The sequence below is a fragment of the Candidatus Margulisiibacteriota bacterium genome (genome assembly GCA_041650635.1).
Taxonomy (GTDB): Bacteria; Margulisbacteria; WOR-1; order JAKLHX01; family JBAZKV01; genus JBAZKV01.
This window is the reverse complement of record JBAZKV010000022.1, coordinates 1-20,215: the sequence shown is the minus strand read 5'-3', so window position 1 is coordinate 20,215 and position 20,215 is coordinate 1. Positions and strand designations below refer to the sequence as shown.

Genomic DNA, 20,215 nt, shown 5'->3' with positions numbered 1-20,215 from the left:
TTCAATATCTTTATTTGTTCTCTTGATGTGAATTTCAATTTCTTGTCAATGCATATCCTTAGAAGCAAATTAATAATAATATTTAGGCGTTCAATGATTTCTTTATCATTTTTTTCTGGCACAATTTTCTCCTATCATTGGATTATACTTTTGCAGTCGCCCTTTTTTTCTTAACTTTGCAAGTAAAACCCTTGCGGCATTTGAACTCTTTGCTAACAGAGCGCCTATTTCTGAAGGAGAGAGACCAAAAGAACTTAAATATAATGCTTGATCTTCATCTGAATACTTGTTTTCCTTCTGTCGTTTCTCAAGTAGTAGATTTACTATTATGTCTATCTTTTTAGTTAGCTTTGATAGTTGTATGTTTTCCATATTTCTTCTATATTCACAAGTGATATATTATATCACGAAACAAATACAGATGAAATATCAACAGTTTTTGACTTGGCCAGCGCAATCATTCTAGTGGGGCTAAGGTGCGCGCTGGCCATATGGAGGTTGGCATCCGCGAAGGTGTTAGGTATGCATAGAGAAAGAACAAAGCCCTGAGCTTGTCGAAGGGTTGGCAAGTGCAGTGCCGGTCGAGAATCTTTTTTGTTGCAAACCATTGTTGATGTTAGGCGGCTTGGAGGCGTCGCAAGATGCCGACAAGCCGCCTGATCTTTATTAACACCGCAAAACAAATGTTCCGCCGGAGGTTCGCGAAGCGGACCGGAGGCGGGCTCTACGCTCTCGTAATACAAAAATGACTTCTATTGCCTCTGTCGAATAAATGCCACTTTTCGATGTGCCTTTTTAAATCTTATCCAAGGGCCACTGCTATCTATTAAGTAACTTCTCCTGTTTTTCCATGATAGCATTTCCCCGCTTTTTCGCTGTCAAGGTCGCTTCACTTCACTTGCCCTCACATTTTCCAAGGACACATAGAGTTCGGGCTCGCTCCGTTGCGCTCCCTGCTTCAGTCGGCAGAGTCCTTGCTCTGCCTCCTTACGCCCCTGACGGGTGACAGCGGCGGGGAAATGCTACTTGAAGCTCAAGGAGGTGTCACATATGTGTCATTTTGTTGGTGTTGTCGGGTCCCGTTCTCTTCCGGTCCGTTTTGCTCCGCTCGTTGATCAGGTTGTGGCTGCTTTTCTGTCCCGTGGTTATTCTGTGGCTTCCGGTGGTGCCGTGGGCGCTGATCAGTTTGCTTTGTCTGCGGTTCTGCGTCAGGGGGCTTCTGCCCGCGGTGTTGTTTATTCTGCCTGGGCTTCTGTTTCGGGTTTTCCTTCTTCCACGCAGGCTGATATTGGGCGTTTCATTGCGGCCGGTGGTCAGGTTGTCTGGGGTTCTGCTTCTGCCGGTTCTCCTCGTCCTGTCGCTGTTTCTGCTCTTCTTGGCCGCAATAGGCGTTTGGTTTCCGGGTCCTCTGTTGTTGTGGCTTTTCTCCATGGCGCTTCACGCGGTTCTCTCTACACGGTTCGTCAGGCTGTTTCCCGGGGTGTTCCGGTCATTGTGTTTCTCTGCGGCGGCGGGGCTTCGCTTCCGCCTGATCTGGCCTACCGTTGTCATGTCTTTAATACAAGGGGGGTGATCTAGTTATGCCTATATATCCAATTCATCCATGTTGTTATTGCCATGTTGGTTATCCTTGCAGTAATTCTGCAAAAGTATCCTGCAAAAAATTTCTTGATTACATAGAGAAATTGAGTAGTTTTAAATCCCATAACATTTTGATCAAGGAATTGAAAAGCTTAATTACCATAAAAGGAGGTAAATAATATGAAAGCTGCAATCTATACAAGAGTATCTACCGATAATCAGGCAGAGGTAGAGTTTAATTCATGCGAGGCACAGGAACTCAAGATAAAGTCGTTCATCAAAAGCCAGGACGATATTGAAATCCATGACGCTTATTCAGACCAGGGTTATTCAGGGGCAAGTCTTGAAAGGCCAAGCCTTCAAAGAATGCTCTATGACATAGAACATGGACTTATTAACTCCGTAATTGCTTATAAAATCGACAGGCTGACAAGGTCTCCGAAAGACTTTTATCACCTCATAGAGATATTTGATAATCACAATGTCAGTTTCATATCCGTTACTGAAAGGTTTGACACTTCGACGCCGTCAGGAAGGCTGTTAAGGAATATAATGCTCACCTTTGCCCAGTTTGAGCGGGAGCTTATCAGTGAAAGGACGAGAGATAAAATGATCGAAAGAGCAAAGAAAGGTTTCTGGCATGGCGGACCGGCTCCATACGGATATAAGCTCGAGAACAAGAGACTTATCATAAATCCTGATGAAGCAAGGATCGTCAGGACCATATTCAAGGTTTTTATCGAAACAAAATCCATCGGTAAAATCTATGACTTGCTCAAAGATAAGAAGATCCTTTACAGAAAAGAGCAGGTCTTCTCAAAATCAGAGATCACCTGGATATTAAGAAAAGGCGTGATCTATCTGGGTAAGATTAAATTCAGGGATAACATCTATGACGGATTGCATGAGCCGATAATAAGCCAAAAGCTATTTGATGATACGCAGGAATTCAAGAAATACCGGATTAAAAGAGGGAAGGCCTTTAATAATACGCTGTTCCCGGGAATGATCGAGTGCAAAGAGTGCGGCTCGATAATGTCTTCTGTGTTCAGCAATAAACACAAGAAAGGGAAACAGACCCGGTATTTCTATTACAGATGCTCAAGCACATATAAAAGAGACTGCTCCGCGTGCGGGACAAGGCAGATAAGCGCGGACCGCCTGGAAGCTTTTATCATCAATAATCTCGACATGATGTCAAAGAACAAACAGTTCGCGGAAGATTTTATTTTTAGACTTAACAATGAAAAGAAGGATACGACCGCAGGACTCGAACTACAGGGGGTGCGATCACCGCAAAATGGCTTTTCAGCCGAAAACTTCATGAAAACCCTTGAAAATATTGTAAAAGCATCAGCTCTTGCGGGTAAATATGAGAAGCGGGAAATACTGAAAAGGCACATCGAAAAGGTCATTTATTCGAAAGAGACAATAGAAGTCAAAATTTTGTATTCCGAGAGCGTAGAGCCCGCCTCCGGTCCGCTTCGCGAACCTCCGGCGGAACATAAGTTTTGTGGTGATAATAAAGATCAGGCGGCTTGTCGGCATCTTGCGACGCCTCCAAGCCGCCTAACATCAACAATGGTTTGCAACAAAAAAGATTCTCCCCCGGCTGGACTCGAACCAGCAACAACCTGATTAACAGTCAGGTGCTCTACCGATTGAGCTACAGGGGATTACCACTCCCAAACAATTATCCTCTAAGCCCCGAGCGAGCGCTGAGCCTGTCGAAGCGCGAGTCGATGGGCTACAGGGGATTATAAACAAAATTATATCACAAACCCGTGGCTAATCGTCCAGTTTAATCCCTTAAAAAACCGATTTTTGCTTTTGGCTTTTCCTTTTCATATAGCATTTCCTTCAAAGCTTCAAAAACGATCTTGAATTGTCCGTCATATTTCTTTTCCATTTCCTCAATCTTTTCTCTTAACTCTTTATATCCAGATAACATTGCTCTTAATTTTGTGAAAGTTCTCATGATCTGGATATTCACGGATATAGCCCTTCTGCTGCTCAAAACGCTGGACAGCATTGAGATGCCCTGTTCCGTAAAAGCGTACATCAAATATTTTGAATGTTTGCCTCTTTCTAAGGCGCCAAAATGGCACCTTAAAGCACTTTGTTCTTCAATCGTAAGTTTGATCATGAAATCATGCGGAAAACGGAAAATATTTCTTCTGACAGCTCTTTTAAAGTTCTTTGTTTCTACCCCGTACAATTCAGCAAGATCATTATCAAGCATGACTTTTTATCCTCTGATCAGAAATATCCTGTTTTCTATGATCTCGATAGGTATAATTGTTTGGCTGTTGGATTTTTCAACACCCTCATCAACCTTATTGGATCTTTTCATGAATAAAGCCCTCCTTTATGTCGGTTACTTGCCCTGAGCGAGCCCCCGAGTCGAAGGGCAGCAATTTTCCCGCCTGATCACCTAAACATTGACCACATCGGACTATAATTGGTATTATGGTCCAAATGATCGAACAGGTTATTCAAAACTTTAGTGAGCAGGCGTATGAGGGGGTGACATTTACCGATGTTGTCCTGAATAAGCATGACATCAGTAAAAAAGAATTCTCTGACTGCGTGTTCAAGAACTGTTCTTTCAATGAGAGCAAATTCTCCTGGTCATCCTTTGTAGACTGCAGTTTTATTAACTGCGATCTTTCCAATATAAAGGTCGATAACTCAACTTTTCAGCAGACAGTTTTTGAGAACTGCAAGCTTCTCGGCGTCATATTCTCTGCTGTTAATGCGTCATTGCTGAACTGGGGCTTTAAAAAATGCAGGATAGAGCTGTGCAACTTTAGCGCCTTAAAGATGAAGAACAGCAAATTCACGGGATGCACTATCAGGGATACGGACTTCGTGAACGCCGACCTTTCCGGTTCCGATTTTTCGAACTCCGACCTTAAGGCAAGCAGATTTCATAAAACGAACCTGGAAAAGGCTAATTTTGTCGGCGCTTACAACTACTATATTGATCCCGCCGGTAACAGGATGAAGCAGGCACGATTTTCCATACCCGATGTCTTAGCCCTGCTTGCTCCTTTTGGAATAAAGATAGAAGGCTGACAGACGATCAGGACCTTTAATACAATGTCCTGTTAAAGGCCAAAGAAAGCAAAGGAGAAAAAAATGGAAAGCGATCAGAAGAAAAAGAGGGATGTGTCTATCGACATCATGCGCGGGATAGCGATATTGACCATGGTGGCGGCCAATATGTCAGCTTATGTGCTAATAATGCCGCCTCCTTTTCTTTTCAGATTCTTCGGCACTTTTGCGGCTCCGCTTTTTATAATGCTGAGCGGCCTTATGATAGCCCTTAAGGGTTCTGCAGGGGAGCACGATTTTAGATATTACCTGGAAAGAGGGCTGCTGACGCTGGGCGCGGCCGCGCTCATAGATGTATTTATCTGGCACACTCTGCCTTTTATAAGCGTGGACGTGCTCTATACCATCGGCGTTTCCATGCCTCTTGCCTACCTGTTCCTAAAACTGAGCGACCGTTCCCGCTGGGCGGCAATATTCCTGATCTTTCTTTTGGGGCCGGTCTTTAGATGGTTGCTTGGTTATCAGCAGTATGATGTGCTGATCCTGAGGCCGTTCAATCTTTTTAATCTGGATGTAGACTTTGTACAGACAGCCAAGAACTGGATAGCCGACGGCTTTTTTCCTCTTTTTCCCTGGCTAGGTTTTTCGTTCCTTGGCCCGGTCCTTCAAAAAGCAAGGCTGGCCAGCCCTCTGCGCTTTGGCAGCAAAAAGTCGCTCCTGATCGGGCTCTTTATCCTGGCATCCGGGGCGGCTTTGTGGGCTGTATATCCCGGTCCGCTTTTGATCCGCGAAAATTACAGCGAGCTCTTCTACTTTCCGACGATCGGCTACATAGTGACCTCGATAGGCATCATCCTTACGCTTTTTTCCGCGGTGGACCTAAATCCCGGACTTAAGCTTTTAAAGCCCTTACAGGTGTTGGGAGAAAGCTCTCTCTTTACATATATCTTCCACCTTGCGCTCATCAAATATTTGCTGGGAGTATTCTGGCCGGGGCAGAGTTTTGATGTTTTTATAGTACTGTACGCTCTTTTCATGCTTTTTTTGATCGCCACCGCTTACGGAATAAGATATTTGAAAGGCCGCTGGAGCGCTAGGCCTTTCCTTGTCAAATTCCTGATCGGATGATTTTCGGCTTTAGAAAGGGTGGTCTGGACAATAACAGCATTATCTGCTTTGATTAAGACATGTACATTATATCCGCGCTTATTTTGATCTCGATAGTGATGGCGGCCAAACTTGTCAGCCGGTGGAGGCTGCCCCTGGTGGCGATAGCGCTGGCGGCAGGCATCTTTTTTGGCAGCGATGTTACCGGGGTGATCTATTTTGACAACTCCATGCTCGCAAAGCAGATCGCGGACCTGTGCCTTGTCTTTGTGCTTTTTATCGGCGGGTTCGGCACCAGAAAAGATGTGCTTAAGGCAGTGTTCTGGCCCTCCATTGCGCTTTCTACCATTGGAGTGGCGCTCACTGCGGGTGTCACAGGCTTTCTACTACATGCGGTGCTGGGCTACGGGCTCTATCATGCGCTGCTGCTGGGCTGCATAATCTCTTCAACGGATGCCGCCGCTGTTTTTTCTATCCTTAGGTTCCCTATGACCAATCCCAGGCTTCAGATGCTGACAAAAACAGAATCTGCCACCAACGATCCCATGGCGATCGTTCTTACTATGGTCATGGTATCCCTGATCGGGGACAAGATGCAGCACCCCTTTGCGGTAAGCAGCACCCTCTTCTGGCAGTTCGCCTCCGGCATAGGCATAGGCCTGCTGATAGGATTTGCCGGCTGCTATATTTTTGAGCGCATAAGGAGCCTGGACAGGGGATATCTTTATCTGTTCACGATAGGCATCGTGCTTTTGTCCTACGGAGCGGCCGATATGGTCATGGGTAGCGGAATGTTGTCCGCTTTCTTTGCAGGCTATGTGATGGGCAACTCAAAAGTGCTTCACCGCAGGGCGGCCGTTTCCGCATTTTTTGAAGCGCTTTCTGCCATTGCCAATGCGGCCATCTTTGTCATCCTGGGTTTGCTGGTATTTCCGAGAGAGTTCGGTGTTATCTGGGTCCAGGGGCTGGCGCTTTTTGTCATCATCACTTTTATAGCCAGGCCAGTTGCGGTCCTGCTGTGCACCGCGTTCAGCAACTTCAGCATAAAAGAGAAGGTTTTTGTCAGTTGGAGCGGACTAAGAGGTGCGGTCCCGATAGTTCTGGCCACTTATCCTGTGGCTGCGGGAATTGAGGCCGGCAGGGATATTTTCAATATTATCTTTTTTGCCGTTGTCCTTTCTCTTCTTTTTCAGGGGATAACGATAAACCGGGTTGCCCAGAGGCTGGGCCTTGCGGACGCCTCCGCTCCAGCCTCAGAAGACCAATAGTGGAGCTGTTGGCCGTACAAGATCAGCAAATATTCCTTTACATAGTGTTCCTTACAAGGTAAAATCCTTTTGTCGCGGTCCAGAATTAACAGAGAGAAGGTCTTATAATGACCGTCCGCAAATTAGCAGAAGCCGGTTTAGTGTTGGTGATGGGGATGCTGACCTTTTTTCTGGCGGGGTGCTCTGCGCCTGGAGGATATCCTATCGATCCGAGGGTTTCTACAACTCTTGAGCGGACGATAGTGCCCGGGCCAAGACCTTCGGTAAAGATCCGGCTTGATGAGATCTCAAAATATGACCGATACGGCTATGGGAACTGGACCTATGGTGCTCCTGCCAAAGCCGCGGTGCGTACAGATATCATGCCGGCCGGTTATAGATCTCCGTCAGTTGCCGGAAGGAAAAAACTTCTGAGGTTCTTTACTATTTCTGACATTCATATAACGGACAAAGAGGCTCCCAATCAGGGGATATTTCTTTCGCGCATTTATAAGGCCTTGTCGATCAGCGCTTCTCTATACTCCGGGGTCATGCTGTATACAACGCATGTCCTTGATGCGGCAGTGCAAACCATCAATGCTCTTCATAAAAAGGAGCCGTTTGATTTTGGCCTGTCTTTGGGAGATGCTGGAAATAGCACGCAATACAACGAAACAAGATGGTATATCGATGTTCTTGATGGCAAGGTAATTACACCGAGTTCTGGCGCTCATCTGGGGGCTGATAAGATAGATTATCAAAAGCCTTATAAAGCGGCAGGGCTTGATAAGTCCATCCCCTGGTACCAGACGATAGGCAACCATGATCATTTTTGGCTCGGATCGATCCCCGTTGACTATGGTCCCAGAAAAGATCTCCGCCAGTCCTATGTGTCCAGTGAAGTCATTGCCATGGGAGATATCCTAAGGGATCCGTTGGGCATTAACAGTCCTGATTATTATATGGGAGTTGTTGACGGTTCCACCCCTTACGGTGATGTCAAATATGCCGGACCTGTTACAGGCTTTAAGGATGTTCCAAAAGTTGCGGCCGACCCAAACCGCCGTTCGCTTCTAAGAGGGGAGTGGATGAAGGAATTCTTTAATACTTCAACAAAACCTTCAGGGCATGGCTTTAACAAAGCCGATGCCGACAGGGGATTTGCCTGCTACAGTTTTGTGCCTAAGTCATCCGTGCCGCTCAAGGTGATAGTACTTGATGATACTCAAAAGGATAACGACGGCTCTTACGATGTCCACGGGCATGGCTTTCTTGATCAGGAGCGCTGGACCTGGCTTAAAAAAGAACTGGCCGCCGGTGATGCCGCCGGTCAGCTCATGATGATCGCAGCGCATGTGCCGATAGGAGTAGAAGAGACAGCTCCAAGGTCCGAAATGGGCTGGTGGACCGATCCTCAAAACGCAGTTACCCTGCCGGGGCTGATAGCCGAGCTTCAAAGCCATCCTAATCTGCTCATGTGGTTGTCGGGGCACCGTCATTTAAATACCGTAAAAGCCTTTAAGTCTCCTGATCCAAATGCTCCAGAAAAAGGATTTTGGGGAGTTGAAACTTCGTCCCTTAGGGATTTTCCGCAACAGCTGCGTACCTTTGAGCTCTATCTTAACAGCGATAACACGGTATCGATAGTCACAACTAATGTTGATCCTTCGGTCAAAGAAGGGACTCCCGCGGCAAGATCGCGCAAATATGCCGTTGCGGCGCAGCAGATAACCGGCGCTAACATATACGGTTATAATCCGACTAAAGATCCGACAATAAAGCCGATGCCGACCGGTTCCTATAATGCAGAGCTTATTAAGCAATTGAGCCCGGAAATGAGGGCGAAATTAAAATGAGAGGCCCGTTAAAGTTTCTTCTAATCCTGCTGCTGACAGCAAACACATCGTTTGCTGCAGTTGATCCTCTGCCGTCCTGGAATAACACAGCGCCAAAGAAAGCCATCGTTGCATTTGTTGAAAAGGTGACAAAACCTGTCTCTCCCGGTTTTGTACAAATAAACAAACGTATTGCCACCTTTGATAATGACGGTACGCTCTGGTCGGAGCAACCGGTATATTTTCAATACTACTTTGCCGCTGACCGCATCAAGGCTCTTGCCCCTAAGCACCCGGAGTGGAAAAAGAAACAGCCTTTTGCTTCAATACTCAAAGGAGATTTAAAGTCCGCTTTTTCTATCGGCGATAAGGCGCTTATGGAAATGTTTGTAGCCGCGCAGGAAGGGCTTACCACCGAGGAATTTGAAAAAGTGGCGGCTGCCTGGATCAATAAGGCAAGACATCCAAAGACCAAGAGACTATATAGGGAAATGGTATACCAGCCGATGATAGAGCTGCTTTCTTACCTGCGAGCCAGCGGGTTTAAGACCTACATTGTTTCGGGCGGCGACAGGCAATTCATGCTCCCGTGGACCGAAAAAGTTTACGGCATTCCTCCCGAGCAGGTTATTGGCAGTGAATTGAAGATGAAGTTTGAGCTTCGCAACGGAAAACCTGTGATCGTTGCTCTTCCGCAGCTTGGCTTTATCAACGACAGGGACGGGAAACCCTTAGGAATACAATCCCGCATCGGCAGACGGCCGATCGCCTCGTTCGGCAATTCGGACGGCGACCTGCCGATGATGCAGTGGACTGCTGCCGGCAGCGGCCCCTCTTTTTGCATGTACATTCATCATACCGATGCCAAGCGCGAGTGGGCTTATGACCGCAAGTCCGCGGTCGGACGACTGGACAAAGGCCTTGACATGGCTAAAGCCAATGGCTGGACGGTAGTTGACATGAAGAAGGACTGGAGAACTGTTTACTCTTTTGGGGAGAAATGATAGTATTTTGTGTCGGGCGGCTGAGAATATAGAAGGATATCATAATAATGAAGAAATTAATAGCGCTTGCTCTTTCGTTGCTTTTGATCGCAGGTTTTTCGGCTGCAACAATTGCGGCAGCCAAGAAAAAGCCCGCAGCAAAAAAACCGGTAAAAAAAGTTGTTAAACCGACGCCTAAAGCAAAGGTTTCTCCCGTTGTAAAACCGGTGCCGATGCCAGTTCCGGCGGCGGAACCTTCTCCTGTTGTCAGTGCGGAGGCAGCCCCTTTGCCGGCAGAATCCGCTGCTCCCGCAAAACAAAAAGTAAAAGTCCGAGAAGGATCAGGGCTGCTCCTTGGCCTTAACGCAGGTTACGACGCGGGAATCCCTGGGATATCAGCCGACCTGGATTATGACATAACAAACCTCGGGGCAACCGGAGTAAGGATAAGGACGGGCATCGGCTTTGCAAGCGGAGCCGATCAGACCCCGGTGCAGGCTCCTGTCAAGGTGATAAACCTTAAACTCGGCGCTCTGGTGAACCTGACAGATATCTTTGTATCTCCCCAGCAAAAGCTTTCCTATTATATAGGAGGGGCCTATCTGTTCCCGGTCAAGGTCAACGATGCCGCCGCCGGCAAATGGGGGATAGAAGCGTATGTTGGGCTAAACTATGTTTTTGCGGATGTTGCCACCTTTAACATGCAGGCAGGTTATTCCGGGATAAAGTATTCGGACAGCGAACCTTCCCTTAAAGGCCTTAACTTCAAGCTAGGGACAGCGACGGCTTTCTAAAGATGTTCAAGCGCAAAAAGGACCTTAATGTTGCTTTTATAGGCAATTACCTTCCCAGGGTCTGCGGCATAGCCACTTTTACAGCTGACCTGTGCAAGGCCGTGATGAAGAGTCTTTCGGACAAGTCAAGTGTTTTTGCCATAGCTCTCAACGATGAGGGAAAGCTCTACGACTATCCTAAGGAAGTCATCTTTTCTATCAACCAGAACAGGCAAAAGGATTATATCGAGGCTGCCAACATAATAAACACCAGCAATGCTCAGGTGGTTTGCCTCCAGCATGAGTTCGGCATCTTCGGCGGCTGGGACGGCATCTACATACTTTCCCTTTTGTCCAAACTGACGGTGCCGCTGGTTACGACCTTTCACACAGTTCTTCAAACGCCCAATGCCAACCAGAAAAGGATAATGTCCGAACTTATCCAGAGATCCAACAAGGTCGTGGTCATGAGCAAAAAGAGCATAGAGCTCCTAAAGGAAGTGTACGGAGCCCCTGCCGAAAAGATAGAGATGATATTCCACGGCACACCCGATTTTACCTCTCTGGATTCTTCTCATTACAAAAAGCGCTTCAAACTTGAAGGCAGAAAAATGATCCTGACCTTTGGTCTGCTTTCCCCCAACAAGGGGATAGAGGCCGTCATAAAGGCGCTGCCGCCGGTGGTAAAAGAGTTCCCGGATTTGACCTATGTGGTCCTGGGCAGGACCCATCCCCATGTCAAAAGGGACCACGGGGAAAGATACAGGGAAAGCCTTGTCAAGCTTGTCGGCAAGCTCAATTTAAGACCGCATGTGATCTTTGACGACAGGTTCGTAAAGCTGGAAGAGCTTTATGAGTGGCTGATCGCCTCCGATATCTATGTTACGCCCTACATGAACAAGGCGCAGGTGGTGAGCGGGACCCTTTCTTACGCGATAGGGGCGGGCAACGCGATCCTGTCCACCCCTTACTGGTACGCGGAAGAAATGCTCTGCGATAACAAGGGGTTGCTTTTTGATTTTAACGACAGCGAAAAGCTTTCACAGCTGCTGCTGGGGCTGCTCAAGGACGAGAAAAAATTAAAAGAACTTCAGGCAAGGACCTATGGGTTCGGCAGGCAGATGACCTGGAAAAAAGTCTCTTCCAGATACGCCGAACTGCTGTCAAAGGTGTCGGGGGAAAAGAAAGCGGTCTATCTGCATTACCCCAAGTCCACTTCCACGATGGGGCTGCCGGAATTTGACCTGTCGCACATCAAGAGGCTGACCGATGACACCGGTATCATACAGCACGCAAAGTATCTGATACCGGACAGAAGCACCGGGTACTGCTTGGATGATAACGCAAGGGCGATCATGGTTGCCGCATGGGCTGTTTTCCTGCTCAAAGAGGAGGCGGCTCAGGAACTGCTGCCGGTCTATTGCGGTTATATAAAACATATGCAAAAGCAGGACGGCTCCTTTGCCAATTTTATGGATTACAAAAGGAACCTGCTGGAAGAAAAAGGCTCCGATGATTCCAACGGCAGGGCGGTCTGGGCGTTGGGATTTTTGATCTGGAGGAACAAGGACGAATCCTACAGGTCTTTTGCCGCCGAACTGATAAGAAGGTCTTTTAACATGATCTCCGGGCTTAACTTAAGAGGAAAAGCTTTTGCGGCCCTGGGTTTGTCCTGCTATCTTAGGACATTTAATTCGGACGAGCAGGCCTACAGCCTTTTAAAAAAACTGGCTTTGGAACTGGAAGAAGCGTACAAGAAACACGCACAGCCGGGCTGGGACTGGTTCGAGGACATACTCTGCTATGATAACGCGGTCCTGCCCATGGCGCTCTTTAACGCTTACGGGATACTTAGGGACGAAAGCCTGCTTTCAGCCGCCGAGGCCTCGCTTGCTTTTCTTGAAAAGTTGACCTTTAACAACGGCATCCTTTCGGTGATAGGCAACGACGGCTGGTACCGCAAAGGGGGCAAAAAAGCGCAGTTTGACCAGCAGCCTATAGATGTGACCGCTATGGTGATGGCTTTTCAGTCTGCCTACAGAACTACCCACAACACCGGCTATCTGAAGAAGATGAAGACGGCCTTTGACTGGTTCCTGGGAGAGAACGACCTTGGGATACCGATGTACGACATCGCTTCCAAAGGCTGTTCCGACGGGCTTATGAAGGGCGGGGCCAGCCTGAACCAGGGTGCGGAAAGCACGATATCATTTCTTTTGGCTTTGCTTGCTATGATGGAAGAGCACGAGATAGAAGACCTGGAGTGATCAGCGCTTCAGCAGCCGGTCCAAAAGCTCCTTTACGCCGATGATAGCGATGCTTGAAACAGAGTCCGAAGAAGCATAGGGGATTATCAGTTTGTCCCTTACCAGGATAGAACCGCAGCTGTATACCACATTGGGAACATAACCGTCCCTGCCTTCCTCCGTCGGGCTTATCAGAGGCTCTTCAAGCTTTGCAATGACCCGGGAGGGATCGTTAAGGTCCAGCAGCTCCACTCCTATGCAGTATTTGCGCATGGGGCCGATCCCGTGCGTCAAAAGCAGCCAGCCTTCTTTGGTCTCTATAGGAGAGCCGCAGTTGCCTATCTTTACCATTTCCCAGGCATAGCGGGGCTCCTGCAGTTTGACGGCTTCGTTCCAAAAGTAAAGGTTGTCCGAATACATAAGAAAAAGATTTTCCCCGTCGGCGCGGGATACCATCAGATACCTTCCGTTCACTTTTCTGGGGAAAAGCGCCATGCCCTTGTCCCTTGCAAATTTTCCGTTGAGGGTGTTTATCTTGAAATGGTGAAAATCCTTTGTCTCCAGCAGCCCTGGCAGGATGGCCGAGCCGTTGTAAGCGGTGTAAGTGGCGTAATAGGTAAAGGTCCCGTCCTCCTTTGCAAAGCGTACGAACCTTGCGTCCTCCATCCCGTTGCTCTCGCTGGGAGATACGGGGAAGACGACCCTTTCAGAGATCAGCCTGTCGGCAGGAAAGTGGACCTCGTAGTTGCAGTCTGCCAGCCATTTGAGCCGGGACCTGGGGTCTTTTAGCTTTTCCATGAGTTCGCTGTAGGTAAAAGTGTCTCCCAACTGCCCCATGACCGAAGCCGCGGCATCGTCATAGGAGTTAAGGTCCCTTAGCTTTTCAATAAAGTTGTCCTTGTCATAGCTGGGGTCCATAATGATGTCAGGGGTGGCGGCAAAGCGGCTCACAGGCTCAAGATATATGTCGTTATTGCTTTCTATGATCGCGCTTCTGAACACTATGGAGGATATGTGCCCCTCTCCCGTGGCCCTGAAGCAGAAGACCACTCTCAACTGGCCTTCTTTCAGGTCGTTCTGCTTGGGATACAGGACAACGGAAGGATTAAAGAGGCTGGTCGATTCATGCGAATATTCCAGCGTAAAAAGAGAGCCGATGAAGAGCTTCTTTTCCCTGTACAGAAAATGGCCGAAAGAGGCGGCTATCCCCTCCACTCTCAGGTAGTTCTTCATAAGTATTTCCTCGAAGTTGTGGTGTCTTTTCGAGAATTCTTTTATGACCTCGGCTGTCCTCTTTTGGGTTTCTTCCTTGCCAAGCTCAACTGCTCTTTTTATGACCGAGCGCAGATGGGAGGGGCTGCCTATCTCAAGGAATCTGGTGATGACCCTTTTGTTGTCAGGGTGGAAGCGGTCTATTCTTTTGTGAAGAATGCGCTTAAAGATGCCCTTAAGGTGATGCAGGTCTTTGAGCTGGTCCCCCTCAAGGTTGAGGTTGCCCACATATATGTTGCGTTCTTCCTCGTAGAAAGGATGTTTCGGCTGCTGTTTGAACAGGGAAAATGGGGTCATGCCTTAATACTATAATACATTTGGGTAATATGGCAAGGGAGAAAGAACGGGTATTGACAAAAACAGGGGGCAGGGGGTATGATTGAAGGAGTTTTGATGGACTTGAAAGGTGGTGAAACAACGACCGGTTACCATCAGAACGCGGAAGAACGGGAAGCGTTTGCGGAGGAAACTAGGATACTCCGGAATAGAAAACCCGGGAACCCGAAAATCTAAAAACCGGAAGAACCACAAAATGAAAAAGACAATAGCAGTGCTTTTGGCTATCGCTTTTGTCGCAACAGTTGCCGCTTCTTCCTTTGCAAGAACCCTCGAAGAGGAAAAGCAGGCGGTAAGGGACTACCTGAAAGTTGTTGATGCTAAGATCATCAAGTTCAGGAAACAGGGCAATACCGTCAAGATGAAGCAGATGCAGGCGGAAAAGCAGGGAACGTTGCGCAGATGGGAAGCGCTGAAAGCAAAATTAGAAGCAGAAGAGGCTGCTGCGGCAGCACCGGCTCCGGCTGCACCGGCACCCGCCCCAAAGGCGGCACCGGCGGCTGCAGGAATGGGGATGACCCTCGGTGTTAACGCAGGGCTTGATGCAGGGCTTTTCGGAGTTGCGGGCAACCTCGACTACGATCTGTCAGGCATCGGAGCAACAGGCCTCAAAGTAAGGGTGGGCGGCAACTATGTTGCAGGCACCAACCCGACAGGGTCTGATGACATGAAGGCTATCAGCTTGAAGCTGGGAGCCATTTATGACATCACCGACTACCTGTCAGCTTTGGGAATGCCGCTGTCCTACTATGTAGGCGGTGCATACCTGCTGCCGGTGAAGGTGAATGCCGGAAGAACAGGGAAGTGGGGTGCAGAGGCATACCTCGGCGCCAACTACAATGTACCTGACTTCGGTATCATCAACGCCGAACTCGGATACGGAGCTTTGAAGTATGCTGACACTGCGGCAGCTCTTAAAGGTATAGACCTTAAGATCGGCTACAGGTACGCGTTCTGATAAAGCCTCGGATAAGCGTTTACAGCCCCCCGGTTTTCCGGGGGGTTTTTTTATTCTCCGATCGTGGGAAATACTGAGATGAGGGAGTAAGGATCGCCGTATAAGACCCCGCTCATAAAGGTCGAAAGGTCTCCGATAAAAAAAGTTTCGTCCAGAGCTTCGAGCCCGCTTTCCCACGGGTTGTGGACCGCTGTCCTAACTGCAAGTTTTCCTCTTGCTGAGGCGTCAAGATAGGAACTCTTAACAAAATCGCCCACCATGATGACTTTTCCCCCAAGCTTTACATGCAGAGGCACGGGGATGTGAAGCAGGGCGTATTCGAGAGTGATTTGGCGCCTTTCAAAAGAGAACAGGGCTATGTCTGTTTCATGTCCGGGAAAAAAACCTTCCTCGTCCGCCTGGCAGACAAAAGGGCAGGCGTTCTGCTCAGGCAGCTGCAGTTCAAAGCTTTTGTCCGTACCATTGAGAAGCTCATAGGTCACTTTTGGTTTTGTGATGTCCCTTGATACCGCAGGCAGCCAGGACATAAAGTACAGCAGTGACGGATCTATCTGTTTTGGTGTTGCGCCCTGCGGAACAAAAAAAGAAAAATTCCTTCCTGCAGGGAGTTCATCGTTGATAAATGGGAACCTTGGAAGCAGCCTGCCTTCTATCGACAGGTTTCTTAAGTCGTCCACCATAACGGTGACAGGGCGCTCCGCTGCTTCCCGGCAAAGCAGTCCGGCGAGCCTTGTGGCCCCGTTGCGGTAAAAGTGTCTCCACTGCCCAAGGTCGTGTTCATACACATTTGGCCGCACAAGCCCGAGTCGGTTTGCCGCCCCTGACAAGTGTCCCGCTGCAGAAGACAGCCTGTTGGCGATAGAAAATCTTGTCTGTGCCGAAGGAACTACGCGCATAAAAAAACCTCCGATAGATCATCGTCACTTTTTACCTTTGATTTCAGGCTGAGATGTGATTTCTTGCCAAAACAGGCGGGTTGTTCTATAATCTTGGTGAAACTGTCCGGGAGGTAAAATGAAAAGGATAACCGCTCTGATAGCTGTGGCAGCAGGCATGATGGCCGCTCTGGCTTTGACCGGCTGCGACAGAGGCCTGCCTAAAACAATAGATATTGACCGCTATTATGTTTTTCAGCCTAAGGGCCTTAAGCAGATAGTAAAGCACGGAGAGCAGTATTTTGTGATAGAAAGCAGGTATCATGACGCTGCCTTTGCAGTATTCGGTTACAAAGAGCTGCTTGCTCTCGGGCTTGAGATAAGGAACAAAACAGGAAAGGATATCGAGCCGGAGCAATACAGTCTTAAACTTTATGACGGCAGGGACCTTTTACCCATAAAGCTTATTACCAAAGAGGACCTTTATCAGATAGAAAAAAAGCTGATAGACCCAAAAGGGTTCAGCCTTTCCAACCCTTCGATACAGGGCGCGGTGTCCGCCGTCGATTCCCTGATCAGTCTGCCCTCAAGTTCATATCTGGGGTCCAACCTGCAGAACATAATAGAGAATTACTTTGAGTTCAGGCCGGTCTATGCCAATAGTTCAAGAAAGGGTTTTTTGGCCTTTTACCACGGGTTTAAGCTGGAGTATCCTCTTGCTTTGGAGTTGAACATTAAGGGGGAGAGCAAAATGTATTATTTTGCTCCGGTCCCAAAGACGCCTTCAAAATAGCCGGTCAGCGTCCCGCGAATTTAGCCGCTTCTTCCTTAAGCGCTCCCAGAGTGCCGACTCCGAACCTGTTGCCCCCGTCGCCGCCGCTTATTCCGTGGTCCATTTGAAGTATCCTGACAGCGGCTGAGCAGGCATTCCGATTGGCATAGACCTTCATCTGCTCTGCCGAGATCCTTCCTACAAGGAACAGAGCCGCCTGTATTTTCATGACCTCATCGTCTGTAAGAGGCTGAAGAGAGATCTTTTCATGAGTATGGAATACTTTGGGCACATAGTCTTGTATCTGCTCGTCATAATACATTTCTATGCCGTAAAGCTCATCCTTAACATTGGACGGGTCCATGGAAACAGTCCTTGATGCTTTCCTGTGCCAGAGAAAACCTTCTCTGTATTGATAGGTCTGGTCCGGGAGGCGGTAATATCCTTTTTCAGCGCGCAAATTAACCAGGGTTGTGGAAGCAAAAGTCCTAAGGTCTTTTGGCCAATCTACTTTAACACCGTATTGGTTCCTGATAAAGCTCAGCGCTTCTTCGGCTTTTGTGTAGGGCATTGAGCCGTTAAGTGTCATAACTCCTATCATTCTTATTGCTTCACGCATGACCAGGACGCTTTCGTTGACTGCAAGGGGACCCCATCTTTTTGTAAGGACCTCTATTATCTTGCTGCACGTATCGGCTCCTCCTATTTTGCCCAAAGCAACCAGCGCTGCGGCTCTCAATACGGCGGGTTCACAGTAAGCCCCCGTGCGGTTCATTTTGTTGATAATTGCTGTGAGTTCCGATTTTACTCTTGCCGCAAGAGTGGAAGGGATAGCTCCCGTAGCGCCCATTCTGCCCAGTCTTACCGCGGCATTTATCCTTGTGCCGGCATCCCCGGATCTAAGTTCAGACAGAAGGGTGTTGATCACGGGCGGCATGCTGGGCGAAAACGAGCGGGCGTTGTCATAGAGATACTTCCACGCTTCTTCCGTGCTTATCTGGTCGTTATGGTTGGCATCGATCTTCTTGAACCTGGGATTTGTGTAATTGATCGTGCCGGAAGGTCCTGTCACTCCGTATTTTATAAGAAGCAGTTCTGTCGAAGATACCATCTAATAAGCCCTCCTTTTGTAATAAATCCCCATCGTACATACATCGGGGAAAATCGGTGATGATCTCAAAACTGTCTTCCGCTCCCGAGTTGCACTACTTCTATTCTGACATTTAGAACCCCCGTTCCAAGATCGGCTATTTTTGAAAAGGCTGCCGGGGTCAGGTCTATCCTGCGTCCGCCTTCAGGATAGGGTATTTTCTCCCTACTGCTGCGGATTATCCAGGGGCCGTGGTCATTTATCTTCACCTCGACACTCTTTCCGTTGGCAAGATTGGTCACCCTGACGATGCTGCCACAGGGAAGCTCCCTCCCGGGAGTTCCGTTGTACGCGGCGGCAAGAATATCAGGGTTGTAGCCCTCGCCGCTGGCTGTTTCGGAACCTCTCGCGGCTGAATAGTGAGTGGCTTTTCCGGTGCAGAAAACAGGAGGGATAGACTGTTTGAGTTCCTTTACCAGTTGGACAACTTTGTCGGCTGTTATCAGCGCTTGGGTGATAGCAGAAATATCAACGGCATTACCGATGCATTGCATAGCTCCTATGATGGCCAGCCTGGTAGGATTGCTTAAGGATAAGAAAGGCCGTGCTTTTTGCAAGTACCTGGCTGCGTTAGACAGCGTTGCAATATAACCCGTTATTTGTGATGTGCTTGTCATGCTGTATCCCCCTCTATATAACTTATCGCCAAAAACCGGGGCTGATCTCAGTGTGAAAGCGTTTTTTGGGGATTTGTGATATATTTATATCATCATAAGGAGAAATCAATGAAAAAGATACTTATTATTCACGGGCCCAACCTGAACCTCCTGGGGGAGCGCGAAGTAGACCAGTACGGCAACGTTACGATGGATAAGATCAATTCCGGATTGGCCAAACTGGCCTCGGAATTGGGGGTGGAAATAGAGACCTTCCAGAGCAATGTGGAAGGGGAGATAGTAAACGCTATTCAAAAAGCCAAGGACGGCTTTTCGGCTGTCGTTATCAATCCCGGCGGATACACTCATTACAGTGTGGCGATAAGGGATGCCATCTCTGCGGTCAAACTGCCAGCGGTAGAAGTCCACCTCTCCAATATCTACAGCAGGGAAGAATTCAGGCAAAGATCGGTCATTGCGCCTGTTTGCGCCGGGCAGATAACAGGTTTTGGCGCCGACAGCTATCTTCTGGGCCTTAGAGCCGCCGCGGCAATTTTGAAATAAGGCCCATGCCTAAAGAAAAGCTTCCAAGGATAAGGACCGCTGCCCGCATTGCAGATGAGGTCATCAGCCTGGTCCCCGATCTAATAAAGCGGGGGATGACAGAGCACAGGGCCGCGCTGGAAATTAAAAAGCATATCAAAAAAAGAGGCGGTCACCGCGAGTCGTTCAGGATAATAGTTGCCTCAGGCAAAAGGTCCGCCATGCCCCACGGCTATGCCACAAAAAAGGTTATCCGCAAAAATGATATTGTGATGATCGATATCGGGGTGCATTACGACGGATATTGTTCGGATATAACCAGGATGTTTTTCGTAAGGGCAGAACAATGTTCTGCCCTTACAATGTCCCCCGCACCCAACCTTATGAAAAAAATATATAATATCATTAGATCTGCCCAATCAAAGGCCATAAAGATGGTCAAGGCGGGGGTTGCTGTGGCCGATATAGATAAAGCTGTCCGTAAAGAATTTAAGAGATACGGCATGGAAAAGTATTTTACTCACAGCACAGGGCATGGGATAGGAAAGAAAGTCCACGAGCAGCCCAGGATATCATCGATAGGGGCAGGCGGCCGCCTGCCCGTGCGATTAAAATCCGGCCAGGTTATCACGATCGAACCGGGTTTATATTTTAAGAATAAGTTCGGCATAAGGATAGAAGATATGGTGTTGGTCAATAAGAACGGGCACGAAATACTGACAAAGGCGCCAAAATGAGGACCTCGGCGATAATAGCGGCAGGAGGTTCCGGGTCCCGCATGAAGACAGAGGAAGGCAAGCTTTTTCTTGAATTGGGTGGAAACCCTATACTTCTGCTGACCCTGTCTGTTTTTGACGGCTGTGACATCGTAGACGAAATAATCA

The 20,215-nt window shown here is 48.2% G+C and carries 19 protein-coding genes and 1 tRNA gene; 13 read left to right on the top strand and 7 right to left on the bottom strand.

Annotated elements, in window-relative coordinates; all coding sequences use genetic code 11:
- Positions 1–105: 105 nt before the first annotated feature.
- Entirely contained in the window at positions 106–372 is a 267-nt protein-coding gene (locus WC490_06640; GenBank protein MFA5098282.1) for a hypothetical protein, read from the bottom strand.
- 678 nt (positions 373–1,050) lie between these two features.
- Here WC490_06640 and WC490_06635 point away from each other — a divergent pair.
- Both WC490_06635 and WC490_06630 read left to right on the top strand, forming a co-directional pair.
- Positions 1,051–1,578 carry a DNA-processing protein DprA gene (locus WC490_06635; GenBank protein ID MFA5098281.1) on the top strand — a complete coding sequence of 176 codons (528 nt, stop codon included), beginning with the start codon at positions 1,051–1,053 and terminating at the stop codon, positions 1,576–1,578.
- Between the two features lie 183 nt (positions 1,579–1,761).
- On the top strand, positions 1,762–3,219 hold the full coding sequence (locus WC490_06630) for a recombinase family protein (protein ID MFA5098280.1): 1,458 nt from the start codon (positions 1,762–1,764) through the stop codon (positions 3,217–3,219).
- Here the strand turns inward: WC490_06630 and WC490_06625 are convergent.
- Both WC490_06625 and WC490_06620 read right to left on the bottom strand, forming a co-directional pair.
- A tRNA-Asn gene (locus tag WC490_06625) sits at positions 3,185–3,257 on the bottom strand. The two genes, WC490_06630 and WC490_06625, sit on opposite strands and share 35 nt — an antisense overlap.
- 125 nt (positions 3,258–3,382) lie before the next feature.
- Positions 3,383–3,823 carry an ORF6N domain-containing protein gene (locus WC490_06620; protein MFA5098279.1) on the bottom strand — a complete coding sequence of 147 codons (441 nt, stop codon included), beginning with the start codon at positions 3,821–3,823 and terminating at the stop codon, positions 3,383–3,385.
- Positions 3,824–4,059: 236 nt separating this feature from the next.
- Here WC490_06620 and WC490_06615 point away from each other — a divergent pair, with 236 nt between their 5' ends.
- From WC490_06615 to WC490_06585, 7 genes are all read left to right on the top strand, one after another.
- Entirely contained in the window at positions 4,060–4,659 is a 600-nt protein-coding gene (locus WC490_06615) for a pentapeptide repeat-containing protein (GenBank protein MFA5098278.1), read from the top strand.
- A gap of 63 nt (positions 4,660–4,722) precedes the next feature.
- Positions 4,723–5,766, top strand: coding sequence for a heparan-alpha-glucosaminide N-acetyltransferase domain-containing protein (locus WC490_06610; protein MFA5098277.1), 1,044 nt, complete (start codon positions 4,723–4,725; stop codon positions 5,764–5,766).
- A 59-nt stretch (positions 5,767–5,825) separates the two neighbouring features.
- The gene (locus tag WC490_06605; GenBank protein MFA5098276.1) at positions 5,826–7,013 is read left to right on the top strand and encodes a potassium/proton antiporter; all 1,188 of its coding nucleotides are present in this window, start codon (positions 5,826–5,828) and stop codon (positions 7,011–7,013) included.
- A 107-nt stretch (positions 7,014–7,120) separates the two neighbouring features.
- Entirely contained in the window at positions 7,121–8,848 is a 1,728-nt protein-coding gene (locus tag WC490_06600; GenBank protein MFA5098275.1) for a TIGR03768 family metallophosphoesterase, read from the top strand.
- Positions 8,845–9,831 carry an HAD family hydrolase gene (locus WC490_06595; GenBank protein ID MFA5098274.1) on the top strand — a complete coding sequence of 329 codons (987 nt, stop codon included), beginning with the start codon at positions 8,845–8,847 and terminating at the stop codon, positions 9,829–9,831. The genes WC490_06600 and WC490_06595 overlap by 4 nt, the downstream gene beginning before the upstream one ends.
- A 47-nt stretch (positions 9,832–9,878) precedes the next feature.
- Positions 9,879–10,604 (top strand): hypothetical protein, encoded by a 726-nt coding sequence (locus WC490_06590; protein MFA5098273.1) that lies wholly within the window; start codon positions 9,879–9,881, stop codon positions 10,602–10,604.
- Positions 10,605–10,606: 2 nt separating this feature from the next.
- Complete coding sequence (locus tag WC490_06585; protein ID MFA5098272.1) at positions 10,607–12,850, top strand: glycosyltransferase family 4 protein; 2,244 nt, start codon at positions 10,607–10,609, stop codon at positions 12,848–12,850.
- Here the strand turns inward: WC490_06585 and WC490_06580 are convergent, their stop codons facing one another.
- The gene (locus WC490_06580) at positions 12,851–14,398 is read right to left on the bottom strand and encodes a glycoside hydrolase family 130 protein (GenBank protein MFA5098271.1); all 1,548 of its coding nucleotides are present in this window, start codon (positions 14,396–14,398) and stop codon (positions 12,851–12,853) included.
- A gap of 235 nt (positions 14,399–14,633) precedes the next feature.
- Between WC490_06580 and WC490_06575 the strand changes: the two genes are divergently transcribed.
- Positions 14,634–15,395 (top strand): hypothetical protein, encoded by a 762-nt coding sequence (locus WC490_06575; protein MFA5098270.1) that lies wholly within the window; start codon positions 14,634–14,636, stop codon positions 15,393–15,395.
- Between the two features lie 50 nt (positions 15,396–15,445).
- On the opposite strand, the gene WC490_06570 is transcribed toward WC490_06575, so the two are convergent.
- Positions 15,446–16,291: a hypothetical protein gene (locus WC490_06570; protein MFA5098269.1), complete on the bottom strand. Its 846-nt coding sequence runs from the start codon at positions 16,289–16,291 to the stop codon at positions 15,446–15,448.
- Positions 16,292–16,409: 118 nt separating this feature from the next.
- Between WC490_06570 and WC490_06565 the strand changes: the two genes are divergently transcribed.
- Positions 16,410–17,063: a hypothetical protein gene (locus WC490_06565; protein MFA5098268.1), complete on the top strand. Its 654-nt coding sequence runs from the start codon at positions 16,410–16,412 to the stop codon at positions 17,061–17,063.
- Between the two features lie 4 nt (positions 17,064–17,067).
- Here WC490_06565 and WC490_06560 read toward each other — a convergent pair whose 3' ends face one another.
- Positions 17,068–18,153 (bottom strand): hypothetical protein, encoded by a 1,086-nt coding sequence (locus WC490_06560; protein MFA5098267.1) that lies wholly within the window; start codon positions 18,151–18,153, stop codon positions 17,068–17,070.
- 65 nt (positions 18,154–18,218) lie between these two features.
- A complete protein-coding gene (locus tag WC490_06555) occupies positions 18,219–18,809 on the bottom strand; it encodes a septal ring lytic transglycosylase RlpA family protein (protein ID MFA5098266.1) in 591 nt (196 codons plus the stop codon).
- 108 nt (positions 18,810–18,917) lie between these two features.
- On the opposite strand from WC490_06555, the gene aroQ reads away from it, so the two are divergent.
- Together aroQ and WC490_06545 are read left to right on the top strand one after the other, a co-directional pair.
- Positions 18,918–19,352 carry a type II 3-dehydroquinate dehydratase gene (aroQ, locus tag WC490_06550; GenBank protein MFA5098265.1) on the top strand — a complete coding sequence of 145 codons (435 nt, stop codon included), beginning with the start codon at positions 18,918–18,920 and terminating at the stop codon, positions 19,350–19,352.
- Between the two features lie 5 nt (positions 19,353–19,357).
- Positions 19,358–20,068, top strand: coding sequence for a M24 family metallopeptidase (locus WC490_06545; GenBank protein ID MFA5098264.1), 711 nt, complete (start codon positions 19,358–19,360; stop codon positions 20,066–20,068).
- Positions 20,069–20,215 lie beyond the last annotated feature (147 nt).

Coding starts and splice junctions, on each gene's coding strand:
- WC490_06580 (MFA5098271.1), bottom strand. CDS start 14,398: ATGACCCCATTTTCCCTGTTCAAACAGCAGCCGAAACATCCTTTCTAC.
- WC490_06595 (MFA5098274.1), top strand. CDS start 8,845: ATGAGAGGCCCGTTAAAGTTTCTTCTAATCCTGCTGCTGACAGCAAAC.
- WC490_06575 (MFA5098270.1), top strand. CDS start 14,634: ATGAAAAAGACAATAGCAGTGCTTTTGGCTATCGCTTTTGTCGCAACA.
- WC490_06545 (MFA5098264.1), top strand. CDS start 19,358: ATGCCTAAAGAAAAGCTTCCAAGGATAAGGACCGCTGCCCGCATTGCA.
- WC490_06560 (MFA5098267.1), bottom strand. CDS start 18,153: ATGGTATCTTCGACAGAACTGCTTCTTATAAAATACGGAGTGACAGGA.
- WC490_06610 (MFA5098277.1), top strand. CDS start 4,723: ATGGAAAGCGATCAGAAGAAAAAGAGGGATGTGTCTATCGACATCATG.
- WC490_06615 (MFA5098278.1), top strand. CDS start 4,060: ATGATCGAACAGGTTATTCAAAACTTTAGTGAGCAGGCGTATGAGGGG.
- WC490_06600 (MFA5098275.1), top strand. CDS start 7,121: ATGACCGTCCGCAAATTAGCAGAAGCCGGTTTAGTGTTGGTGATGGGG.
- WC490_06565 (MFA5098268.1), top strand. CDS start 16,410: ATGAAAAGGATAACCGCTCTGATAGCTGTGGCAGCAGGCATGATGGCC.
- WC490_06630 (MFA5098280.1), top strand. CDS start 1,762: ATGAAAGCTGCAATCTATACAAGAGTATCTACCGATAATCAGGCAGAG.
- WC490_06570 (MFA5098269.1), bottom strand. CDS start 16,291: ATGCGCGTAGTTCCTTCGGCACAGACAAGATTTTCTATCGCCAACAGG.
- WC490_06605 (MFA5098276.1), top strand. CDS start 5,826: ATGTACATTATATCCGCGCTTATTTTGATCTCGATAGTGATGGCGGCC.
- WC490_06635 (MFA5098281.1), top strand. CDS start 1,051: ATGTGTCATTTTGTTGGTGTTGTCGGGTCCCGTTCTCTTCCGGTCCGT.
- aroQ (MFA5098265.1), top strand. CDS start 18,918: ATGAAAAAGATACTTATTATTCACGGGCCCAACCTGAACCTCCTGGGG.
- WC490_06640 (MFA5098282.1), bottom strand. CDS start 372: ATGGAAAACATACAACTATCAAAGCTAACTAAAAAGATAGACATAATA.
- WC490_06590 (MFA5098273.1), top strand. CDS start 9,879: ATGAAGAAATTAATAGCGCTTGCTCTTTCGTTGCTTTTGATCGCAGGT.
- WC490_06555 (MFA5098266.1), bottom strand. CDS start 18,809: ATGACAAGCACATCACAAATAACGGGTTATATTGCAACGCTGTCTAAC.
- WC490_06620 (MFA5098279.1), bottom strand. CDS start 3,823: ATGCTTGATAATGATCTTGCTGAATTGTACGGGGTAGAAACAAAGAAC.
- WC490_06585 (MFA5098272.1), top strand. CDS start 10,607: ATGTTCAAGCGCAAAAAGGACCTTAATGTTGCTTTTATAGGCAATTAC.